Below are 17,342 nucleotides of genomic sequence, written 5' to 3'. Positions count from 1 at the left end.
TTTTGCCCCAAAGTAATTTTGTTGATGAAGAATACAGCGTTATCTCCCGTACATATACAATTAGGTGCTAAAATGGTACCCTTTGCAGGTTATAATATGCCCGTGCAATATGCAGGCGTAAATGTTGAACATGATACCGTGCGCAAAGGCGTTGGTGTTTTTGACGTAAGCCACATGGGCGAATTTATCCTGAAAGGCGAGAACGCGCTTGATCTGATACAACGCGTTACCAGTAACGATGCTGCCAAATTGTACGATGGTAAAGTGCAATACTCTTGCCTGCCTAACGAGGATGGTGGTATTGTTGACGACCTGTTGGTTTATCGCATTGATGAGAAAACCTACATGCTGGTAGTTAACGCATCAAACATTGAAAAAGACTGGAACTGGATCTCTAAATTCAACACCAACGGTGTAGAGATGAAAGATATCTCAGACCGCACTTCGCTGCTGGCTGTACAAGGCCCAAAAGCTGCTGATGCCCTGCAAAGCCTTACTGATATCGACTTAGGCTCGATGGAGTACTACACCTTTACCAAAGGTAAATTTGCCGGCATTGATAACGTGGTAGTTTCGGCAACAGGTTATACCGGTGCGGGTGGTTTTGAGCTTTATTTTGATAACGAACATGCCGACCATATCTGGAATGAGGTATTTAAAGCAGGCGAACCGTTCGGTATAAAACCTATCGGTTTGGCAGCGCGCGATACCTTGCGTTTAGAGATGGGTTTCTGCCTTTACGGTAACGATATTGATGATACTACGTCGCCTTTAGAGGCAGGCCTGGGCTGGGTAACCAAATTCACTAAAGAGTTTACCAACTCAGAAGCTTTGCAGCAACAAAAACAAGCCGGTGTTGGCCGCAAGCTTATCGGTTTTGAAATGATAGACCGCGGTATTCCCCGCCATGATTATGCTATTGTTGATGCCGATGGCAACAACATAGGTAAAGTAACATCGGGCACCCAATCGCCATCGTTACAAAAAGCAATTGGTTTGGGCTACGTAGAAACCGCTTTCGCCAAAGAAGGTACCGAGATCTATATCAGCATCCGCGATAACAAAGTAAAAGCCAAGGTGGTTAAACCGCCGTTTTATAAATAAACGAGGCCCCCTAACCCCCTGAAGGGGGAATAGAATTAATAGCATGACTAATCAAAATACTCCTACTCCCCCTTCAGGGGGCTGGGGGGCTTCGCTTGACGTTTGCCTCACTCCTGCTCTTATTCCGTTATATAACGTTTCGGATTATATAGTGGTGGTGATCGATATTTTCCGTGCTACTTCATCTATCTCTTATGGTATTGAGAATGGTGCCGAAGCTATCATTCCCGTTGCCGAGGTTGAGGAATGCGCCGCTTATCGCGAGAAAGGCATGGACTATCTTTTGGCGGCGGAGCGCAATGGCGAAGTGGTGGACGGTTTCGATTTTGGCAACTCGCCATTTTCTTACACTGCCGAAAAAGTGGCCGGCAAAACCGTGGTATTGACCACTACCAACGGCACACATGCCCTGCATTTATCGCGCAGTGCTAAACGTGTGGTTATTGGCTCGTTCTTGAATTTAACTGCTCTTTGCAACTGGCTTAAAACCCAGCACGAGAATATCCTGTTGGTTTGTGCCGGCTGGAAAAACAACTTTAACCTTGAGGATACCCTTTTTGCCGGTGCCGTTATTGAGCAACTAAAAACAGAAGGATTTACTTTGGATGATCCTGCTATTGCAGCAAACGATCTTTTCCAGTTGGGCAAAAACGATATCAGCCAGTACCTCAGCAAAACATCGCATGGAGAGCGTTTAAAAAAGCTGGGTATTGAAAAAGATATCGAGTTTTGTCTTCAGGTTGATCTTACCACCGCCATCCCTGTATTGGAAGGTGAGCGACTGGTGAAACTGGTTTAAGCATCGGCTTCGGCTCTGCGGCTTTTACGCCAGCGTTTTACAATAAACCAGACAACAGCTCCTGCAATAACAAATGGCCAAACCGCTATCAGTCCAAAAAATAAAGATTGCAGGCCATCAAAGCCATTGCTTAACGCCATCTTCAGTTTATAACCAAACCCGTTACCGGCATTAACCTGTTTGGGCTGGGTGGTATAAAACGTGATGTTAAGCGAACTAAACTGCACCTGTTTGCTCATGTAATTGAGCTGCGATTGAGTAGATTCTATATCACTGCGGATCTCGGTAAGTTTGGCTTCGATATCCAGCAGGTCGCGCATTTTGCCGGCACGGTTTAGCAGGTTAAGGTAGCGTTTCTCTAACTCGAGTTTATTGTTCAACCGTGCTTTGGTATCAATGTACTCGGTGGTTACATCGCGTACGCGGATATTCTTTTGATCTATCTTAGTTGCCGTGCCGGATACGCTATTTAAGAAAGTATCAAAATTGGCAGCGGGGATGCGGATATCCAGCACATACTCCTTGCGGTTTTCATCGCCGTTAACCGTCTCGCTGTCGTTTTCGGCATAGCCACCCAGGTTTTTCAGGCTGGCCATAATCAGCTTACGGGTTTGGGCAACATCGGCAGTTTCAAAACTAATGTTCCCTTCTTTGATAATCTTTTTATTGGTCACAACTACTGTTGTCTTATCATCACCGCCAATAAACTCCGGCGGTTCTTCCACAGCATTATATTCTGATACTTCAGCATCAGCTTTAACAACAGGAGGCGCAAACTGCGCTGACATTTTTGCTTTTTGCTCTGCAGGCGGCGCGGGTAAAACTACTTCAGCAGTTGTTACTCTCTCAGGTTGCTTTTGGTTACATGCCAGCACCACCAGTGCCAGCAATGAAAGGATAAAATATTTTTTCATAATATAAATTGATTGGCTGAATCAAATTTACATTATAAAATTCCGAAAAAACAAATAAAACAGAATTATATTTTGTTTATATATTTTTATCGAATTTATATTCCGAATACTTTACTTTAACTTCTCATTGCTTTTGTGCCTGTCTGCATCGCGGATACTTTTCTTCTCCAAATTCTTCTCCAGCGCATCCGTCAGATCAATGCCGGTTTGGTTAGCCAGGCATATCAGCACAAAAAGCACATCGGCCATCTCATCAGCAAGGTTAACTTCCGTATCCGATTTCTTGAACGATTGCTCGCCATACTGCCGGGCCATAATACGTGCCACCTCGCCAACCTCTTCCATTAAAATGGCCGTGTTGGTCAACTCGTTAAAATAACGTACCCCTGTTGTTTTGATCCAGTTATCTACAAGATGCTGTGCCTGCTTAATTTCCATCAAGCAATATTACAAAAATTGACTCACCCCGACATCGCTACGCTCGTCCCCCCTCTCTACTTTGTAGAGAGGGGACACTTATTTCTTACCCTCTTTGCGAAGCAGAGAGGGTCGCGCACGAAGTGCCGCGGGGTGAGTAAAATAAATGCAAGGTAAAACCACTCTCCATTCACTAATTTCCAAAACCCTTATCTTTGCCCCCGATTATGACGATGAGTGCGGGTACCCCTTTTCAATTTTTAGATCAGGATCTTTTATTGCTGCCACAGAAAGCTATTTACTGGAAACAGGAGAAGGCGCTGATCGCGGCTGATGTACATTTTGGCAAGGTTGGGCATTTTCGCAAGGCGGGTATTGCTATTCCCCGCAATATGGAGCAGGATGATCTGGCGGTACTTTCAGATTTGATCTATGAGTATCAGCCCGAAAAGATCTATTTCCTCGGCGACCTTTTCCACAGCGATATGAATAACGACTGGGATTGGTTTGTACTCTGGCGCAGTCAGTTCCCTAAGGTGGAGATCATCCTGATAAAAGGTAACCACGATATCATCAGCGATAGACATTATACTGATCTGGGTGTCATCCTGCATAAAGAGCTGGCGATAGGCCCTTTCCTGATGTTGCACCACCCACTGCCTGACGCCACCAAAAAAGCGGACAACGGCTATGTACTTTGCGGACATATCCATCCGGGTGTTAGCCTGGTTGGTCGTGGCAGGCAAAGTGTTACGCTGCCTTGTTTTGCCTTCGGGAAAAATCAGGCCATACTGCCTTCATTCGGCAAATTCACCGGCAAGGTGGCTATCCTAAGCCATAAAACCGACAGGATATTTGGCGTATTAAAAGATAAGGTTATCCCAATCGGCTAATTTTAATTCGTTATTAATTCATCTTAACTACTTGTTTTTCTATTAGTTATTTTCTAACTTGAGGTTCCCAACAAAACCTGAGTTAATATGAAAAACGTAAAGCACATCCTTGCCCGCAAGGGGAGCAATGTTATTGCCGTACCTGCCACAACCACTGTATTAGACGTTTTAAAGCTGATGGCCGATAAAAATATCGGTTCGGTAGTAGTGAACGAGAACGGCGAATATGCCGGCCTGGTTACCGAACGCGATTACGCCCGTAAGATCATATTAATGGGTAAACACTCTGATGATACCACCGCCGGCGAGATCATGAGCAACGGCTTTCCGCACATTACGCCCGAGTCGTCAATTGATGATTGTATGCTGATCATGAGCGAACGCAACATCCGCTACCTGCCGGTTTTTGACCGCGAACAGCGCCTTTGCGGTATCATTTCTATTAACGATGTGGTGTACGAGACCATCCACTCGCAAAAAGAAACCATAGAGCAGCTGCACAGCTACATACACACCTAAGGGCAGCTTTAGCAAACCATTAGCGGTATGGCAGGTTATTTATTAGCGGGCAACAGCTTGCTGATACGTAATGAGCTATACAACCAAACAAGAAGCCACACCCATACTATTTGGTGCCGAAGTTTTTATTGAGCCCGGCCAAACTGCCGAAGAAATAGACCTTTGGTTTCGCCGTTTGAGCGAGGCCGGCATGCTGGTAACACGCATCCGCCTGTTTGAAACCTATATGCACCAAGCCGGTGGCACCTGGGACTATACTTTGTTTGATACGGCCTACAAAGCGGCAGACAAATACGGAATAAAAATTTATGGCAACCTGTTTCCGCGTACGGCTTTTACTGATCTGGGCGGACTGAAATTCCCGAAAGATGCAGATCACCTCAAATCCATCTCTCAATATATAGAGAATGTGGTCGGTCACTTTAAACAGTTCCCTTCGTGCTATGGTTGGGTACCGGTTAACGAGCCGGGCGTGGGTTCTTTCCCTCAGGAACAATTTGCTACCGATAAGTACAAAGAGTGGCGCGATGCTCAAAAGCAAAGCGAATACACCAGCGGCGGTTATGATCGTTTTGATTTTGCCGACGAGCGTTTCCACCTTTGGTACAATACCTGGTTCCTGCAGTGGCTTACTGATGAGATACACAAGCACCATCCCGGCAGTATCATCCACGTAAATAACCACGCTATATTTAAGAATGTAGCCGAGTATGATTTCCCTGCGTGGAGAAACTTCCTGACCAGCCTGGGTGGTTCGGCGCATGCCAGCTGGCACTTTGATTATTTCCCAAGGCAAAAATATGCTTTGGCCGTAAACGCCAATTGCGAGATCATTCGCTCAGGTGCAGGCGAAATACCCTGGTTTATGACCGAACTACAGGGCGGCAACAATACCTACAGCGGCTTCCTGTCGCTTTGCCCTACTAAATACGAGATAGCCCAATGGCTTTGGACGGCCATAGGTGCCGAAAGCCGTGGCGCCATTTTCTGGTGCCTTAATCCGCGCTCATCAGGTATTGAGGCGGGCGAATGGGCCATGCTCAATTATCATAGTGAACCATCAGACAGGTTCATTGCCGCGCGGGAAGTGATCGACACCATCAATAGCAATCATACTTTTTTTAACGATGCAAAAGAAGCAGAGTCGGGTATCAATATCCTGTACACCCGCGAATCTTTATGGATAGAGAAAACCCTGCAAATGGGTGGCAAGAGTTATGAAGGACGGGATGAAGGGGGCGTAATGAAATCGGCCATTGCCTATTTCGAGGCGCTAAATGAGGTAGGTGTACAAGCCAACTTTAAGGAGATAAGCGAGTTTGATTTCGGCAGAGAAAGCTATGATGGTGTAGCTATAATATTGGCGCACCAGATCTCCATCCCATCCAAATACTGGCCGTTATTAACCGCATTTGTTGAGAAAGGCGGCAAATTGATAAGCGACGGATTAACCGCTTGCTACGATGAAAATGCCGTTGGCACCATGCGCCTCGGGTTCCCGCTGCGTGATGTTTTGGGTGCCGACGTTTTAGAATATAAAGCCATTGATGGCATGCAGGAAACCACAGTATCAGATATCATATTACCCGCATTTCAGTGGACAGGCATCCTGAAGCCAACAACTGCAAAAGCCATAGCGCTGAATAACGAAGAAGTGCACGCTACCGTAAACCATTATGGCAAAGGAACTGCCTGGTGGATACCGACGATGGCCGGTTTAGGCAGCCGCCTTTTTGATGATTACGCTCAGCTAAATGAGTTTCTGCAACAGGCGCTGAACTATGATTCGCTACACGTTCCATTCAGGTTCAGCCAGCCGCAACCGGGGTTAATGATGAAAGTCTTATCGGCCAATGGCGAATACATTACCATCATCATCAACAAATCTGACGAGCGCTGTGAGCTGTCGTTAACCACCCAAAAACCTAACCTGCAACCCATGGTGATATTTGCCAATTGCGGCGGTAAGGCTGGGGGCAATCATGTGAGTATTGAAGCAGAGGAAACCATGGTGATCAGGTGGGTATAGCTTATTTCTTAGCCTTCTTTTTTGCCTGCCGCGCTTCAAATATCTCCTTATCTTCACCAATGCGGTATTGGGTTATGCGGGCTACCAGATCAAGCGGCAGGGGTTTATCCAACGGTAGCTGAATAGCACCTTTTGATGTTTTGTAATTTTTCAGTTCATCGGCAAAAACCACTATGGCCTGCGCACCGGGATAAAAACCAATGTGCTTGCTTTGCGCGGCAAAATATACCAGCACGCTGTGCAGTTTATAAGCAGGCATGCCGTAACTTATCACCTCCTGCGTGGCAGGCGCGGCTTGCTTGATGGTTTGGCGCATTTGGTTAAGCAAAGATTGAATATCAGCAGGAAAACTACTGATATATTGATCGGCCGATTCCGGTTTCTGCATCATCTTTATAATGTCTTTAATATCAAATATATTGGTTTATCATCACAAAATAACTCAAACAAAAACCGTCCAAAAACGCTTAACAACCTTGCAGTTTAAATTAAAAAATCAATGGCCTTGTTTGCCATGATTATTTTTTCATATTTGTTTAAAATTTTACCCTTTAATAAACTACCTTTTGAATATTGATCTAACCAACTGCGACCGCGAACCCATCCACATCCCCGGCAGTATCCAGTCTCATGGCTTCCTTATCGCTATCAATCGTAAAGGCGAGATCACTTATCACAGTGAAAATGTAAAGACGTATTTAAAAGATGTGCCCGATGTTTTATTGGGGCAGCATATTGGCACCATCGAGCCGTTAATTGGCAATAACGAGCCATTTAATTTCATTAATCAATTACTATCCTTCGGTAAAACAAATGGGTTTGAGCAAACCAACCCTTTTAATACCGATATACATGGCCAGGCTTATCACCTCATCATTTCCGATTCTGACGATAACTACCTGCTTGAGTTTGAACCTGCACGCTCTGACAGCAGTACCGATATACAGCGCACCATAGGCCGCTCTATCTCCGAGATGCTGGCGGATAAAAACCTGCAGAACCTGTTAAATAACAGTGCAGCACAAGTGAAAAGCGTTATAGGGTATGATCGTGTAATGGTGTACCGCTTTGCCGAGGACGGCCACGGCGAAGTGGTTGCCGAAGCAAAAAACGATGAGCTTGAGCCATGGTTAGGCCTGCACTACCCCGCATCAGACATACCCAAACAGGCCCGAGAGCTTTATAAAAAGAACTTTACCCGCTTAATTGCCGATGTATATACGCAGCCAAGCGCTATCATCACCGCGGCAGATAATGCAGGCAGCAATTTAGATCTCACCAACTCGCAGTTGCGTGCGGTATCGCCCATCCATATCCAGTATCTGAAAAACATGGAAGTGGCATCAAGCTTCAGCATCTCGTTGATGTACAAACAGGAGCTTTGGGGTTTAATAGCCTGCCACAATTACACGCCAAGGTTTATTGATTTCCGCTCACGCGAGTCGGCAAAACTCATCGGGCAGATCCTGTCATCTGCATTAGAGTTTAGGCAGGATGAGGAGAACCAGCAGGTATCTGATAAATTTAAAAACGCCGTTGACCAGCTAAGCCGCCTGATGCTGAAAGATAACGGCATCGAGTTCGCGTTAACGGCCCATGATACCTCACTGCTTGATGTGGTAGACGCAGGCGGCGCAGTTTTGATGCTGGAGAACAATGTGATCAAATTAGGCAACACGCCCGATGATGAACAGCTGAAAGAGCTGGTTACCTGGGTAAAGGCCAATATTATCGATTCGCTTTATTATACCGGCAAGCTTTCGGCAATTTATCCGGCAGCTGCAAAATATAAGGATATTGCATCGGGTTTGATGGTATCCACCCTATCGCGCGAGCTGGATGAATATGTGCTTTGGTTTAAGCCTGAGCAATTAAAGACGGTGAAGTGGGCCGGTAACCCGGAGAAAAATATTGAGACGGATGCCAACGGCAACCGCATTATATCGCCACGTAACTCGTTCGAGGAATGGTCTGAAACCATCACAGCCACATCAGCATCGTGGAGTAATGAGGAAGTAAAGTCTGTTATTCGCCTGCGTAGCGAGATAGCTTATGCACTTAATCAAAAAGCCGGTGCCATCCGATTATTGAACGAGAAACTGAAACAAGCCTACGAAGAGTTGGATACCTTCAGCTACACCATCTCGCACGATCTGAAGAATCCGTTGACGGCTGTTAAAAGCTATGCGCAAATTTTGCTTCGTGATAAGAACCTTACGCCGCAGGCTATACGTGCCTTAGAGCGTATCAATGCCGGCGCCGATAAAATGAACAACATGATTGCCGAGGTATTGGATTACTCGCGTATTGGCCGTTCTGAGTTGGTATCAACCGAGATTGATACCAAAACTTTGATTGAGGACCATGTACGTGAATTATTGTTGGTATATGAGGTTGAGCCGTCTGTTGTAACTATCAAAAACACCCCTGCCATCAGCGGCGACCCGGTGATGGTATCGCAGGTATTTGCCAATGTGATAAGTAATGCTATCAAGTACTCCAAGAAAACCAGTCCGCAAAAAGTAATTATAGATGCTACCGAGAACGACCGCGAAGTGGTTTACTCCATTACCGATAACGGCTTAGGTATAGATATCAAACAACTGCCACGCATTTTTGAACTATTCAATCGCATGGATAATGTTGGCGATATCGAAGGCACTGGGGTTGGCTTGGCCATTGTGAAGCGCATTATCGAAAAACACCGCGGAAAGATCTGGGTGGATAGCGAACTTGGCCAGGGTAGTACGTTCTATATCGCCTTTAACAAAAACACTGCCGACTAAGCAGTTTGCTGATGCTTTGCAAACCAGTCGCCAAATTTTAAGAAAGTTTGGTTGGCTGCTGCTATTACCGCGGCTTCTTGTTCTGGGTTTTCTGCCTGCGCGTTCAGCACATCTTTAAAGGTATTCCACATCTGTTCGGTGCGGTCGCCGTAGCCCGAGAAGAAGCTGAGCCCATCGCCGCTAAGCCCCAATTGCTGCTGCATCATTTTACTGATGATCTTGCCGCCAAGGGTTGATCCTTCTATCACGTACAAAGCACCTAAGGCTTCCAAATGGCTTTGGATACGTGGCAGATCGGCACCTTCTGCTTTCGCAGGAACATCGCCGCCTAAAGCTTCAATATCGTTAGCTATATATTCTATCTTTCTGCGCTCTGCATTATCAGGCAACAGGTTGGGGTCGATGCTTTGGGCGATGCTTTCTTCCAGTCCGCCGAAATAGCCGTAGAACAACTTTAGCAACTCTACGTATTCGCCCTGGTTGCGGATAGCTTTTAAATTACCTACAAGGGCTTTCTCTAATATCTGGTGATTTTGCTTGGTTTCTTCTTTCAGTTTTTCTGATAGCATGTTTTTCAAATTTGGTAGCGGGTAAAATTAATCAATACTTGCAAGTATCAAATATAATATTTAGCATTGTGTACAACAGACACAATACAACGGTCTGATAACCAATAAAACCCATACCGCTTACCTTAAGCTGCTATTTTTTATGAGAAAAAATTACCTGCTGCTGCTCGCATTGCTGCCTGCCATGGCTTCTGCGCAAAACCAATGGTCGCAAGTTACACATGGCGATATAGCTATCGTATCAAACCCAAAAGGCCAAAGGCTTGGTTATTCCACCACTTCGGGCGTAAAAATACTCACCGTTGATGGTCTCGCATTTAAAGACCTCAACAAAAACGGCAAGCTTGATAAATATGAAGACTGGCGCTTACCGGTTGATGAGCGTGCAAAAGACCTGGCCAGTAAACTAAGCGTTGAGCAAATTGCCGGTTTAATGCTCTATAGCCGCCACCAGATGATCCCTTCCATCCCCATGGGGCCTTTTGCAGGTACCTATAACAATGGCAAACCTTTCAATGAAAGCGGCGCTAACCCGTACGATCTTTCAGACCAGCAACGTAAGTTTTTGAAGGATGATAACGTGCGCCACGTGCTGGTAACCTCGGTACAAAGCCCCGAGGTTGCTGCCAAATGGAGCAACAACGTACAGGCTTATGTAGAAGGCGTTGGTTTCGGTATACCTGCCAATAACAGTTCCGATCCGCGCAATGGCACCATTGCTACAGCCGAGTATAATGGCGGTGCGGGCGGGGCTATCTCTATGTGGCCCGGCTCTTTGGGCTTAGCAGCTACTTTTGACCCGGCGGTTACGCAAAACTTTGGGCATATAGCTGCGCAGGAGTATCGTGCGCTGGGTATTGCCACAGCACTTTCGCCACAAGTTGATATGGCCAGCGACCCGCGCTGGAACCGCGTTAGCGGTACCTTTGGTGAAAACCCTTGGCTGGCTGCTGATATGGCACGTGCTTACATTGATGGTTTCCAAACCTCAACAGGCGATAAAGAAATTAAAGATGGCTGGGGCTTTAACAGCGTAAACGCCATGGTAAAACACTGGCCGGGCGGCGGTGCTGGCGAGGGTGGCCGCGATGCGCATTACGGTTTCGGTAAATATGCCGTGTATCCGGGTAAAAACTTTGCGCAGCACATGATCCCTTTTACCGAGGGTGCGTTTAAACTTGATGGCAAAACCAAAATGGCTGCTGCTGTGATGCCTTATTACACCATCAGCTTTAACCAGGATACCAAAAACCACGAGAACGTGGCCAACAACTACAACAAATACATCATCACCGATCTGTTACGCAACAAGTATCATTACGATGGCGTGGTATGTACCGATTGGCTGGTTACCGGCGACGAAACAGTGATCAACAGCTTCCTCTCTGGCAAATCATGGGGGATGGAAAAAGCCACCCTTGCCGAACGCCACTACAAAATATTAATGGCCGGTGTTGACCAGTTTGGCGGTAACAACGATATGGCACCAGTATTGGATGCCTACAAAATGGGCGTTAAAGAGCACGGAGAAAAATGGATGCGCGAACGCTTTGAGCAATCTGCCGTGCGTTTGCTTCGCGGCAGCTTCCGTACCGGATTGTTCGAGAACCCTTACTTAGATCCTGAGCAAACCAAACAAACCGTAGGCAAACCCGAGTTTATGGATGCCGGTTACCAGGCGCAGCTAAAATCTATCGTGATGCTGAAAAACAAAGGCGGCGTATTGCCTTTGCAAAGTGGCAAAACCGTTTACGTGCCTAAGAAATTTACGCCTGCGGGCAAAAACTTCCTGGGGATGCCTTATCCCGAAAAACTGGAGTATCCGGTAAATATGGATATCGTTAAAAAGTACTTTAAAGTAACGGATAACCCTGATGAGGCTGACTACGCACTGGTATTTATTGCCAGCCCGATAGGACATGGTGGTTATGATGAGGAAGATGTTAAAAACGGCGGCAATGGTTATTTGCCGGTATCATTACAATACAGCAAATACACTGCAGAAACTGCCCGTGCAACCAGCCTTGCCGGCGGCGACCCATTGGAAAAAACCACCAACCGCAGCTACAAAGGCAAATCTGATGTATCAACCAACGTTACCGACCTGGCTATGGTGAATGATACTTATGCCAAGATGAAAGGCAAACCGGTCATCGTATCGGTAAACCTTAACAACCCAATGGTATTTGGCGAGTTTGAGAAAAACGCCGCAGCTATTATTGCCGATTTTGGTGTACAGGGACAGGCAAGCCTGGATATCTTAACAGGTAAAGCAGAGCCATCGGCGCTGTTGCCAATGCAAATGCCATTGGATATGCTTACCGTTGAGGCGCAGTTTGAAGATGTACCACTGGATATGAAGTGCTACAAAGATGCCGAAGGCCATGTTTATGATTTTGGCTACGGCTTAAACTGGAAAGGTGTTATAAAAGACGCCCGCACAGCTAAGTACACTAAAGCTGTGGCAAAACCGTAACTTAAGCTACATTTTCGCTAAGGCGCAAAGTCACATTATTAAAACTTTGCGCCTTAGTTTCTTCATTACAAACCTAAATTAAAATACATGAAACGCCTGTTCGTCCTGCTCACAGCCCTGCTGCCGGCCCTTAATGCAGCTGCACAATCAGCTATTATACAAACCGGTGCCGGTAAAATATCGGGCACGGTGGGCGAAGATAAAAGCATCCGCATTTACAAAGGTATCCCCTTTGCTGCCCCGCCTGTAGGTGATTTACGATGGAAAGCCCCGCAGCCTGTAAAACCCTGGGACGGTGTAAAAGCCTGCATCGATTTTGCGAAAAGCGGCATACAAAGCAAGCCTAACGAGTTTGGCGTTTATACCCGCGAGTTCCTGATAAAAGATGAACCGCTGAGCGAGGATTGCTTGTACCTTAACGTGTGGACAGGCGCAAAAGCAGCTACCGAAAAACGCCCTGTTTTTGTATGGATCTATGGCGGCGGCTTTGTAAGTGGCGGCACTAATGCCCCCATTTATGATGGCGAAGCACTGGCAAAAAAAGGCGTTATTGTGGTAAGTATCCCTTACCGCGTTGGCATTTTAGGTTTCTTTGCTCATCCTGAATTAACCAAAGAATCGCCCAATCATGCATCGGGTAATTATGGTTTGATGGATCTGATAGCCGCATTGAAATGGGTACAAAAAAATATTGCAGCCTTTGGCGGCGACCCTACAAAAGTGACTATTACAGGGCAATCGGCAGGATCAATGAATGTGAATAGTTTGGTGGCATCGCCGCTGGCTAAAGGTTTGTTCAGGAATGCCATTGCCGAGAGCGGGGCTAATTTTATAGCCGGCCCGTTTGGCGGCACTACACTGGCACAAGCCGAGAAAGCAGGCGTGGAAACGGCAGAGAAACTGGGTGCAAAAACACTGACCGACCTGCGTAAACTGAGTACCGATGAGCTGCTAAAACAGTTCGGCGGCAGGCCGATTGTAGACGGCTATGTATTGCCGCAAAGCATCGCGGCCATCTTCGCCGCTGGTAAAGAGAACCCGGTAAACCTGCTTACCGGCTGGAATGAGGACGATGCCTTTATCGGTCAGCTGAAAAATGCTGAGGCCTATCGCGCCGATGCACAAAAACAATACGGCACTGATGCGGACGATTTCCTGAAACTATTCCCCGGCAATACTGACGCTGAAGCAGAGCGCTCGCAGATCAACCTCTCGCGCGATATGACCTTCGGGATACAAAATTATACCTGGGCCAATATCCAGGCTGCAAAAGGCAGAAAGGTTTACCTGTACCGCTTTACCCGCCGCATGCCTGCCACACCCGAATTTGTAAAATACGGCGCTTTTCATACCGCCGAAGTGCCGTACATATTCAACAACCTCAAGTTTGTGAACCGCCCTTTTGAAGCCATTGATAACAAACTGGCTGATGAGGCATCATCTTACTGGGTAAACTTTGTAAAAACCGGTGATCCGAATGGCGCGGGCCTGGCTAAGTGGCCTGCGTACTCTGCAAAAGGCGGGCAAACCATGTATCTGGGTGAGCAACCTGCTGCCAAACCATTGGCTGATGCTGCAGCGCTGGATTTTTTGGTAAAGAAAGCTAAGGAGAAGAAATAAACACTAATCATAAATGTCATTGCGAGCGATAGCGTGGCAATCTCATAGGGCAAGCATATCGAATCTGTCTATGAGATTGCCTCGTCGCTGTCGCTCCTCGCAATGACATACATTCTTAGTCCGATTTGTCATTTCGAACGAGCGACAGCGAGGAGAAATCTTCTACGCCGAAAGTATCCCGAGCAGAAGATTTCTCACTATCGTTCGAAATGACAATTATTTGAAATTGGGTTACTACCCCAAAATCTCCTTTATATCATCTGCCGAAAGCGACTTAATGAAACTTTCTTCGGTAGTGATGAGCGAGCGGGCTACGCTTAGTTTGCGTTGCTGCAGGGCCAGGATCTTTTCTTCTACAGTATCTTTGGTGATAAATTTATAGATGAACACGTTTTTGGTTTGGCCGATGCGGTGCGTACGGTCAATGGCTTGTTGCTCTACCGCCGGGTTCCACCATGGATCGAGGATGAACACGTAGTCGGCTTCGGTAAGGTTGAGACCTACACCTCCCGCTTTTATCGAGATCAGGAAGATCTGCGTTTTCTTATCCTGCTGAAATTTCTGTACTACATCACCGCGGTTTTGTGTACCGCCATCAAGGTAGGCGTACGGGATACCCTCGCGTTCAAAATATTCGCGGTAAATGGCCAACTGCTTTACAAACTGCGAGAAGATCAAAACCTTATGCCCGCCATCCAAAACATTGGCGAGGGTGTGCACTACGTTCTCAAATTTGCCGCTGTCGCCCTCGTAATCAGAATCGATCATTGACGGGTGATTGGCTATCTGGCGAAGTTTGATCAGGCCCTGTAAAACCTGGATCTGCGTTTTAGCAAAAGTGCCATCTTCCAGGCTGCGCAGTAACTCATTACGGTATTCAGATTTCACCTTATCGTACACGCTGGCCTGCTCCTCGCTCATCTGGCAATAGAACAGGTTCTCGGTTTTTGGCGGTAACTCGGTAGCCACTTGCTCCTTGGTGCGGCGCAACACAAAGGGTTTGATGATGGCTTGTAGCTTGCGGGCTTTCTCTTCGTCCTTCTTCTTTTCTATCGGCGTAACAAACTCGTTCTGGAAGAACTGTTGTGAGCCTAACAGACCAGGGTTAATGAACGACATCTGTGTCCAAAGGTCATTCACCGAGTTCTCTACCGGTGTGCCGCTCAGTATCAGTTTAAAGCGCGATTTGAGCTGCCTTACGGCCTGGAACGATTTTGACGAAGCGTTCTTGATGTTCTGACTTTCATCCAGTATCACATACTCAAAAAAGTATGCTTTAAACATTTCAATATCTATCCGGCTGATACCGTAGGTAGTGATCACCAGGTCATAATTGGCAAACACCTCTGCCGATTTATAGCGGAAGGCGCCCGTGTGCACCATAATGCGCAATTGCGGGGCAAATTTGCGTGCTTCATTCAGCCAGTTATAGATCAGCGAAGTAGGCATGATGATCAGCGAGGTACTTTTACCGCCCGCATTCTCAGCATCTTCTTTATGTTTTTGCAGCAACGATAAGGTCTGGATAGTTTTACCCAAACCCATGTCATCGGCAAGGCATCCGCCAAAGTGGAAATCTTTTAAGAAATGGAACCAGTTGTAACCCGCCTTTTGGTAAGGGCGCAGGCTGCCTGCAAAGTTCACCGGCATCGGCACGTCTTCGGTCTCTTCAAAATCGGTGAGCTTTTGCAGCTTACGGTTCATGGCTACTTCGGCCATTTCGCCGCCCGATATATCGTTCACCAAACCTAAGTGATGGCGGCGCAGTTTTATTTCTTCGCCACCCTCGCTAAAGTGCAGCAGGTTGCCGAATTGAGCAAACCAGCTCTCCGGTATCACGGCAATTTCGCCGCTTGGCAATATAAATTCTTTTTTATGGTTGAGGATGTGGTTCTTCAGTTGAATGAACGGGATGCGGTACGGCCCGAAGGACACCACTGCGTTGATATCGAACCAGTCGTTATTTTCGCTTACCTCAAGTTCTATTTTGGTACTGCCAAAAACGTAGCGTTTCTGCCCATCGGGTTGTTCAATTTCAAATCCTTTCTCTATCAACTCATCATGGTGGTGGTTAAGCCACTCAAAAATGGGAAACGAGCGGTCGGCATCTTCATCATGGGCAGCTACTTCCAGGTTTTGGAACAACGATGAGGTGGTTTGCAGCCCCATGTTTTCCAGCAGTTGCAACTTCCCTTTCTCCCATGTTACCGAGCGTTTAATGCGGTGGAAAAGGTAATCGTCGCCGGTTTTCTCCATACGTACGGAGATATGCCTGCCATCCCCGTAAGGGAAAACATAACCGGCATACTTAAAGTACAATTGCAGTTGTGAGGTGCCGCCTTCCACGTAAATAGGTTTTACGCAGGCAATGGCATCATACTTCTCTGTATTGATAGTAAAACCTTCTGCATACACGTTATGCTTCTCTATCAGCGGGGCAACAAATTTTTCGAAGTACGAATGCTCTGATGATTTTGGAATAGAGATATAGCGCTTGTTCAGGAAAGGTTGGAGTTTTTTTCCCTCGATATCCTTATCAAAATAATATAGCGTATCATCCAGGAGCATCCAGGCAGGGTGGTTACAGATGATCTCGGCATCCTTAAACATGAACTCGATGCGCATGCCCTGGTACTTGATGGTAGGAAAATAACGGATCTCTTCTTCGCTCCTGCGGAAATGGAACAACACCGAAGCTGCCTCATCGGCAATGTGCAGTTTGCGGCCAGCGGGATAGCCTTCCTTGCTCATCAAATAGATCTCTTTGTCGCCCAACATCCCCAAAGCCTCAACTATCTTCTTCTCTATTTTAGGGCGGATGGTATCAAAAAGCTGGTCGTTAAAGATCTTCCCAAAAAACTCGAACGGGCGGATAGGCTTTTTGTAGAACCGCTTAATGATGTTACCCTGCTCCATATCCTCTAAAATTTTGATGAGTTTACGGTCGGCATCATCAATGCATGATGAAAATTCTTCGGCTGTGTTTGAGAAAAGGCGTTGATGCGTAAACGAGAACTCGCCGTTGGGGTTTAGCTGTACCACATGCGGCTCAATCACGTACGAAAGGTAATCGTGACGGGCGATGGAATAGATAATTTGGCAGGGCTTGGTGCTGTCTACGCGTAGCATTAAGTTTCTCAGGTAAAAAATTAATGGAAGCTACGACAAGAAAAAATTCAAACGTAAATTAAAAAATCTGCACTCAAAAATTTTTGC

The 17,342-nt window shown here is 46.5% G+C and carries 13 protein-coding genes; 8 read left to right on the top strand and 5 right to left on the bottom strand.

Features of this window, described 5'->3' with window-relative positions; translation table 11 throughout:
- Positions 1-24 precede the first annotated feature (24 nt).
- Positions 25-1,104: a glycine cleavage system aminomethyltransferase GcvT gene (gene gcvT, locus D0C36_RS16455; protein ID WP_117392687.1), complete on the top strand. Its 1,080-nt coding sequence runs from the start codon at positions 25-27 to the stop codon at positions 1,102-1,104.
- A 43-nt stretch (positions 1,105-1,147) separates the two neighbouring features.
- Positions 1,148-1,903, top strand: a complete 756-nt coding sequence (locus D0C36_RS16450) for a 2-phosphosulfolactate phosphatase (protein ID WP_117392686.1) — start codon at positions 1,148-1,150, stop codon at positions 1,901-1,903.
- On the opposite strand, the gene D0C36_RS16445 is transcribed toward D0C36_RS16450, so the two are convergent.
- Positions 1,900-2,817, bottom strand: coding sequence for a DUF4349 domain-containing protein (locus D0C36_RS16445; RefSeq protein WP_117392685.1), 918 nt, complete (start codon positions 2,815-2,817; stop codon positions 1,900-1,902). The two genes, D0C36_RS16450 and D0C36_RS16445, sit on opposite strands and share 4 nt — an antisense overlap.
- A gap of 111 nt (positions 2,818-2,928) precedes the next feature.
- Positions 2,929-3,255 carry a nucleotide pyrophosphohydrolase gene (locus tag D0C36_RS16440; protein WP_117392684.1) on the bottom strand — a complete coding sequence of 109 codons (327 nt, stop codon included), beginning with the start codon at positions 3,253-3,255 and terminating at the stop codon, positions 2,929-2,931.
- Positions 3,256-3,461: 206 nt separating this feature from the next.
- Between D0C36_RS16440 and pdeM the strand changes: the two genes are divergently transcribed.
- The 3 genes from pdeM to D0C36_RS16425 all read left to right on the top strand — a co-directional run bounded on the left by pdeM (position 3,462) and on the right by D0C36_RS16425 (position 6,675).
- A complete protein-coding gene (pdeM, locus tag D0C36_RS16435) occupies positions 3,462-4,127 on the top strand; it encodes a ligase-associated DNA damage response endonuclease PdeM (protein ID WP_233524502.1) in 666 nt (221 codons plus the stop codon).
- 87 nt (positions 4,128-4,214) lie between these two features.
- Complete coding sequence (locus D0C36_RS16430) at positions 4,215-4,646, top strand: CBS domain-containing protein (RefSeq protein ID WP_117392682.1); 432 nt, start codon at positions 4,215-4,217, stop codon at positions 4,644-4,646.
- Between the two features lie 70 nt (positions 4,647-4,716).
- Complete coding sequence (locus D0C36_RS16425) at positions 4,717-6,675, top strand: beta-galactosidase trimerization domain-containing protein (RefSeq protein ID WP_117392681.1); 1,959 nt, start codon at positions 4,717-4,719, stop codon at positions 6,673-6,675.
- A 1-nt stretch (position 6,676) separates the two neighbouring features.
- Here D0C36_RS16425 and D0C36_RS16420 read toward each other — a convergent pair whose 3' ends face one another.
- A complete protein-coding gene (locus tag D0C36_RS16420; RefSeq protein WP_233524501.1) occupies positions 6,677-7,066 on the bottom strand; it encodes an iron chaperone in 390 nt (129 codons plus the stop codon).
- A 175-nt stretch (positions 7,067-7,241) separates the two neighbouring features.
- Here D0C36_RS16420 and D0C36_RS16415 point away from each other — a divergent pair, with 175 nt between their 5' ends.
- Positions 7,242-9,461 (top strand): ATP-binding protein, encoded by a 2,220-nt coding sequence (locus tag D0C36_RS16415; protein ID WP_117392680.1) that lies wholly within the window; start codon positions 7,242-7,244, stop codon positions 9,459-9,461.
- Here the strand turns inward: D0C36_RS16415 and D0C36_RS16410 are convergent.
- Positions 9,458-10,030: a biliverdin-producing heme oxygenase gene (locus tag D0C36_RS16410; protein WP_117392679.1), complete on the bottom strand. Its 573-nt coding sequence runs from the start codon at positions 10,028-10,030 to the stop codon at positions 9,458-9,460. The genes D0C36_RS16415 and D0C36_RS16410 overlap by 4 nt on opposite strands.
- A gap of 142 nt (positions 10,031-10,172) precedes the next feature.
- On the opposite strand from D0C36_RS16410, the gene D0C36_RS16405 reads away from it, so the two are divergent.
- Together D0C36_RS16405 and D0C36_RS16400 are read left to right on the top strand one after the other, a co-directional pair.
- Positions 10,173-12,506: a glycoside hydrolase family 3 protein gene (locus tag D0C36_RS16405; RefSeq protein WP_117392678.1), complete on the top strand. Its 2,334-nt coding sequence runs from the start codon at positions 10,173-10,175 to the stop codon at positions 12,504-12,506.
- Positions 12,507-12,593: 87 nt separating this feature from the next.
- Positions 12,594-14,126 carry a carboxylesterase/lipase family protein gene (locus D0C36_RS16400; RefSeq protein WP_117392677.1) on the top strand — a complete coding sequence of 511 codons (1,533 nt, stop codon included), beginning with the start codon at positions 12,594-12,596 and terminating at the stop codon, positions 14,124-14,126.
- A gap of 234 nt (positions 14,127-14,360) precedes the next feature.
- Here the strand turns inward: D0C36_RS16400 and D0C36_RS16395 are convergent, their stop codons facing one another.
- Positions 14,361-17,255: a DEAD/DEAH box helicase gene (locus tag D0C36_RS16395; protein ID WP_117392676.1), complete on the bottom strand. Its 2,895-nt coding sequence runs from the start codon at positions 17,253-17,255 to the stop codon at positions 14,361-14,363.
- Positions 17,256-17,342: the final 87 nt, after the last annotated feature.

The sequence above is a fragment of the Mucilaginibacter conchicola genome, from assembly GCF_003432115.1.
In the GTDB taxonomy this organism is placed as follows: domain Bacteria; phylum Bacteroidota; class Bacteroidia; order Sphingobacteriales; family Sphingobacteriaceae; genus Mucilaginibacter; species Mucilaginibacter conchicola.
The sequence above is the reverse complement of the archived record's forward strand: the minus strand, read 5'-3'. Positions and strand labels throughout refer to the sequence as shown.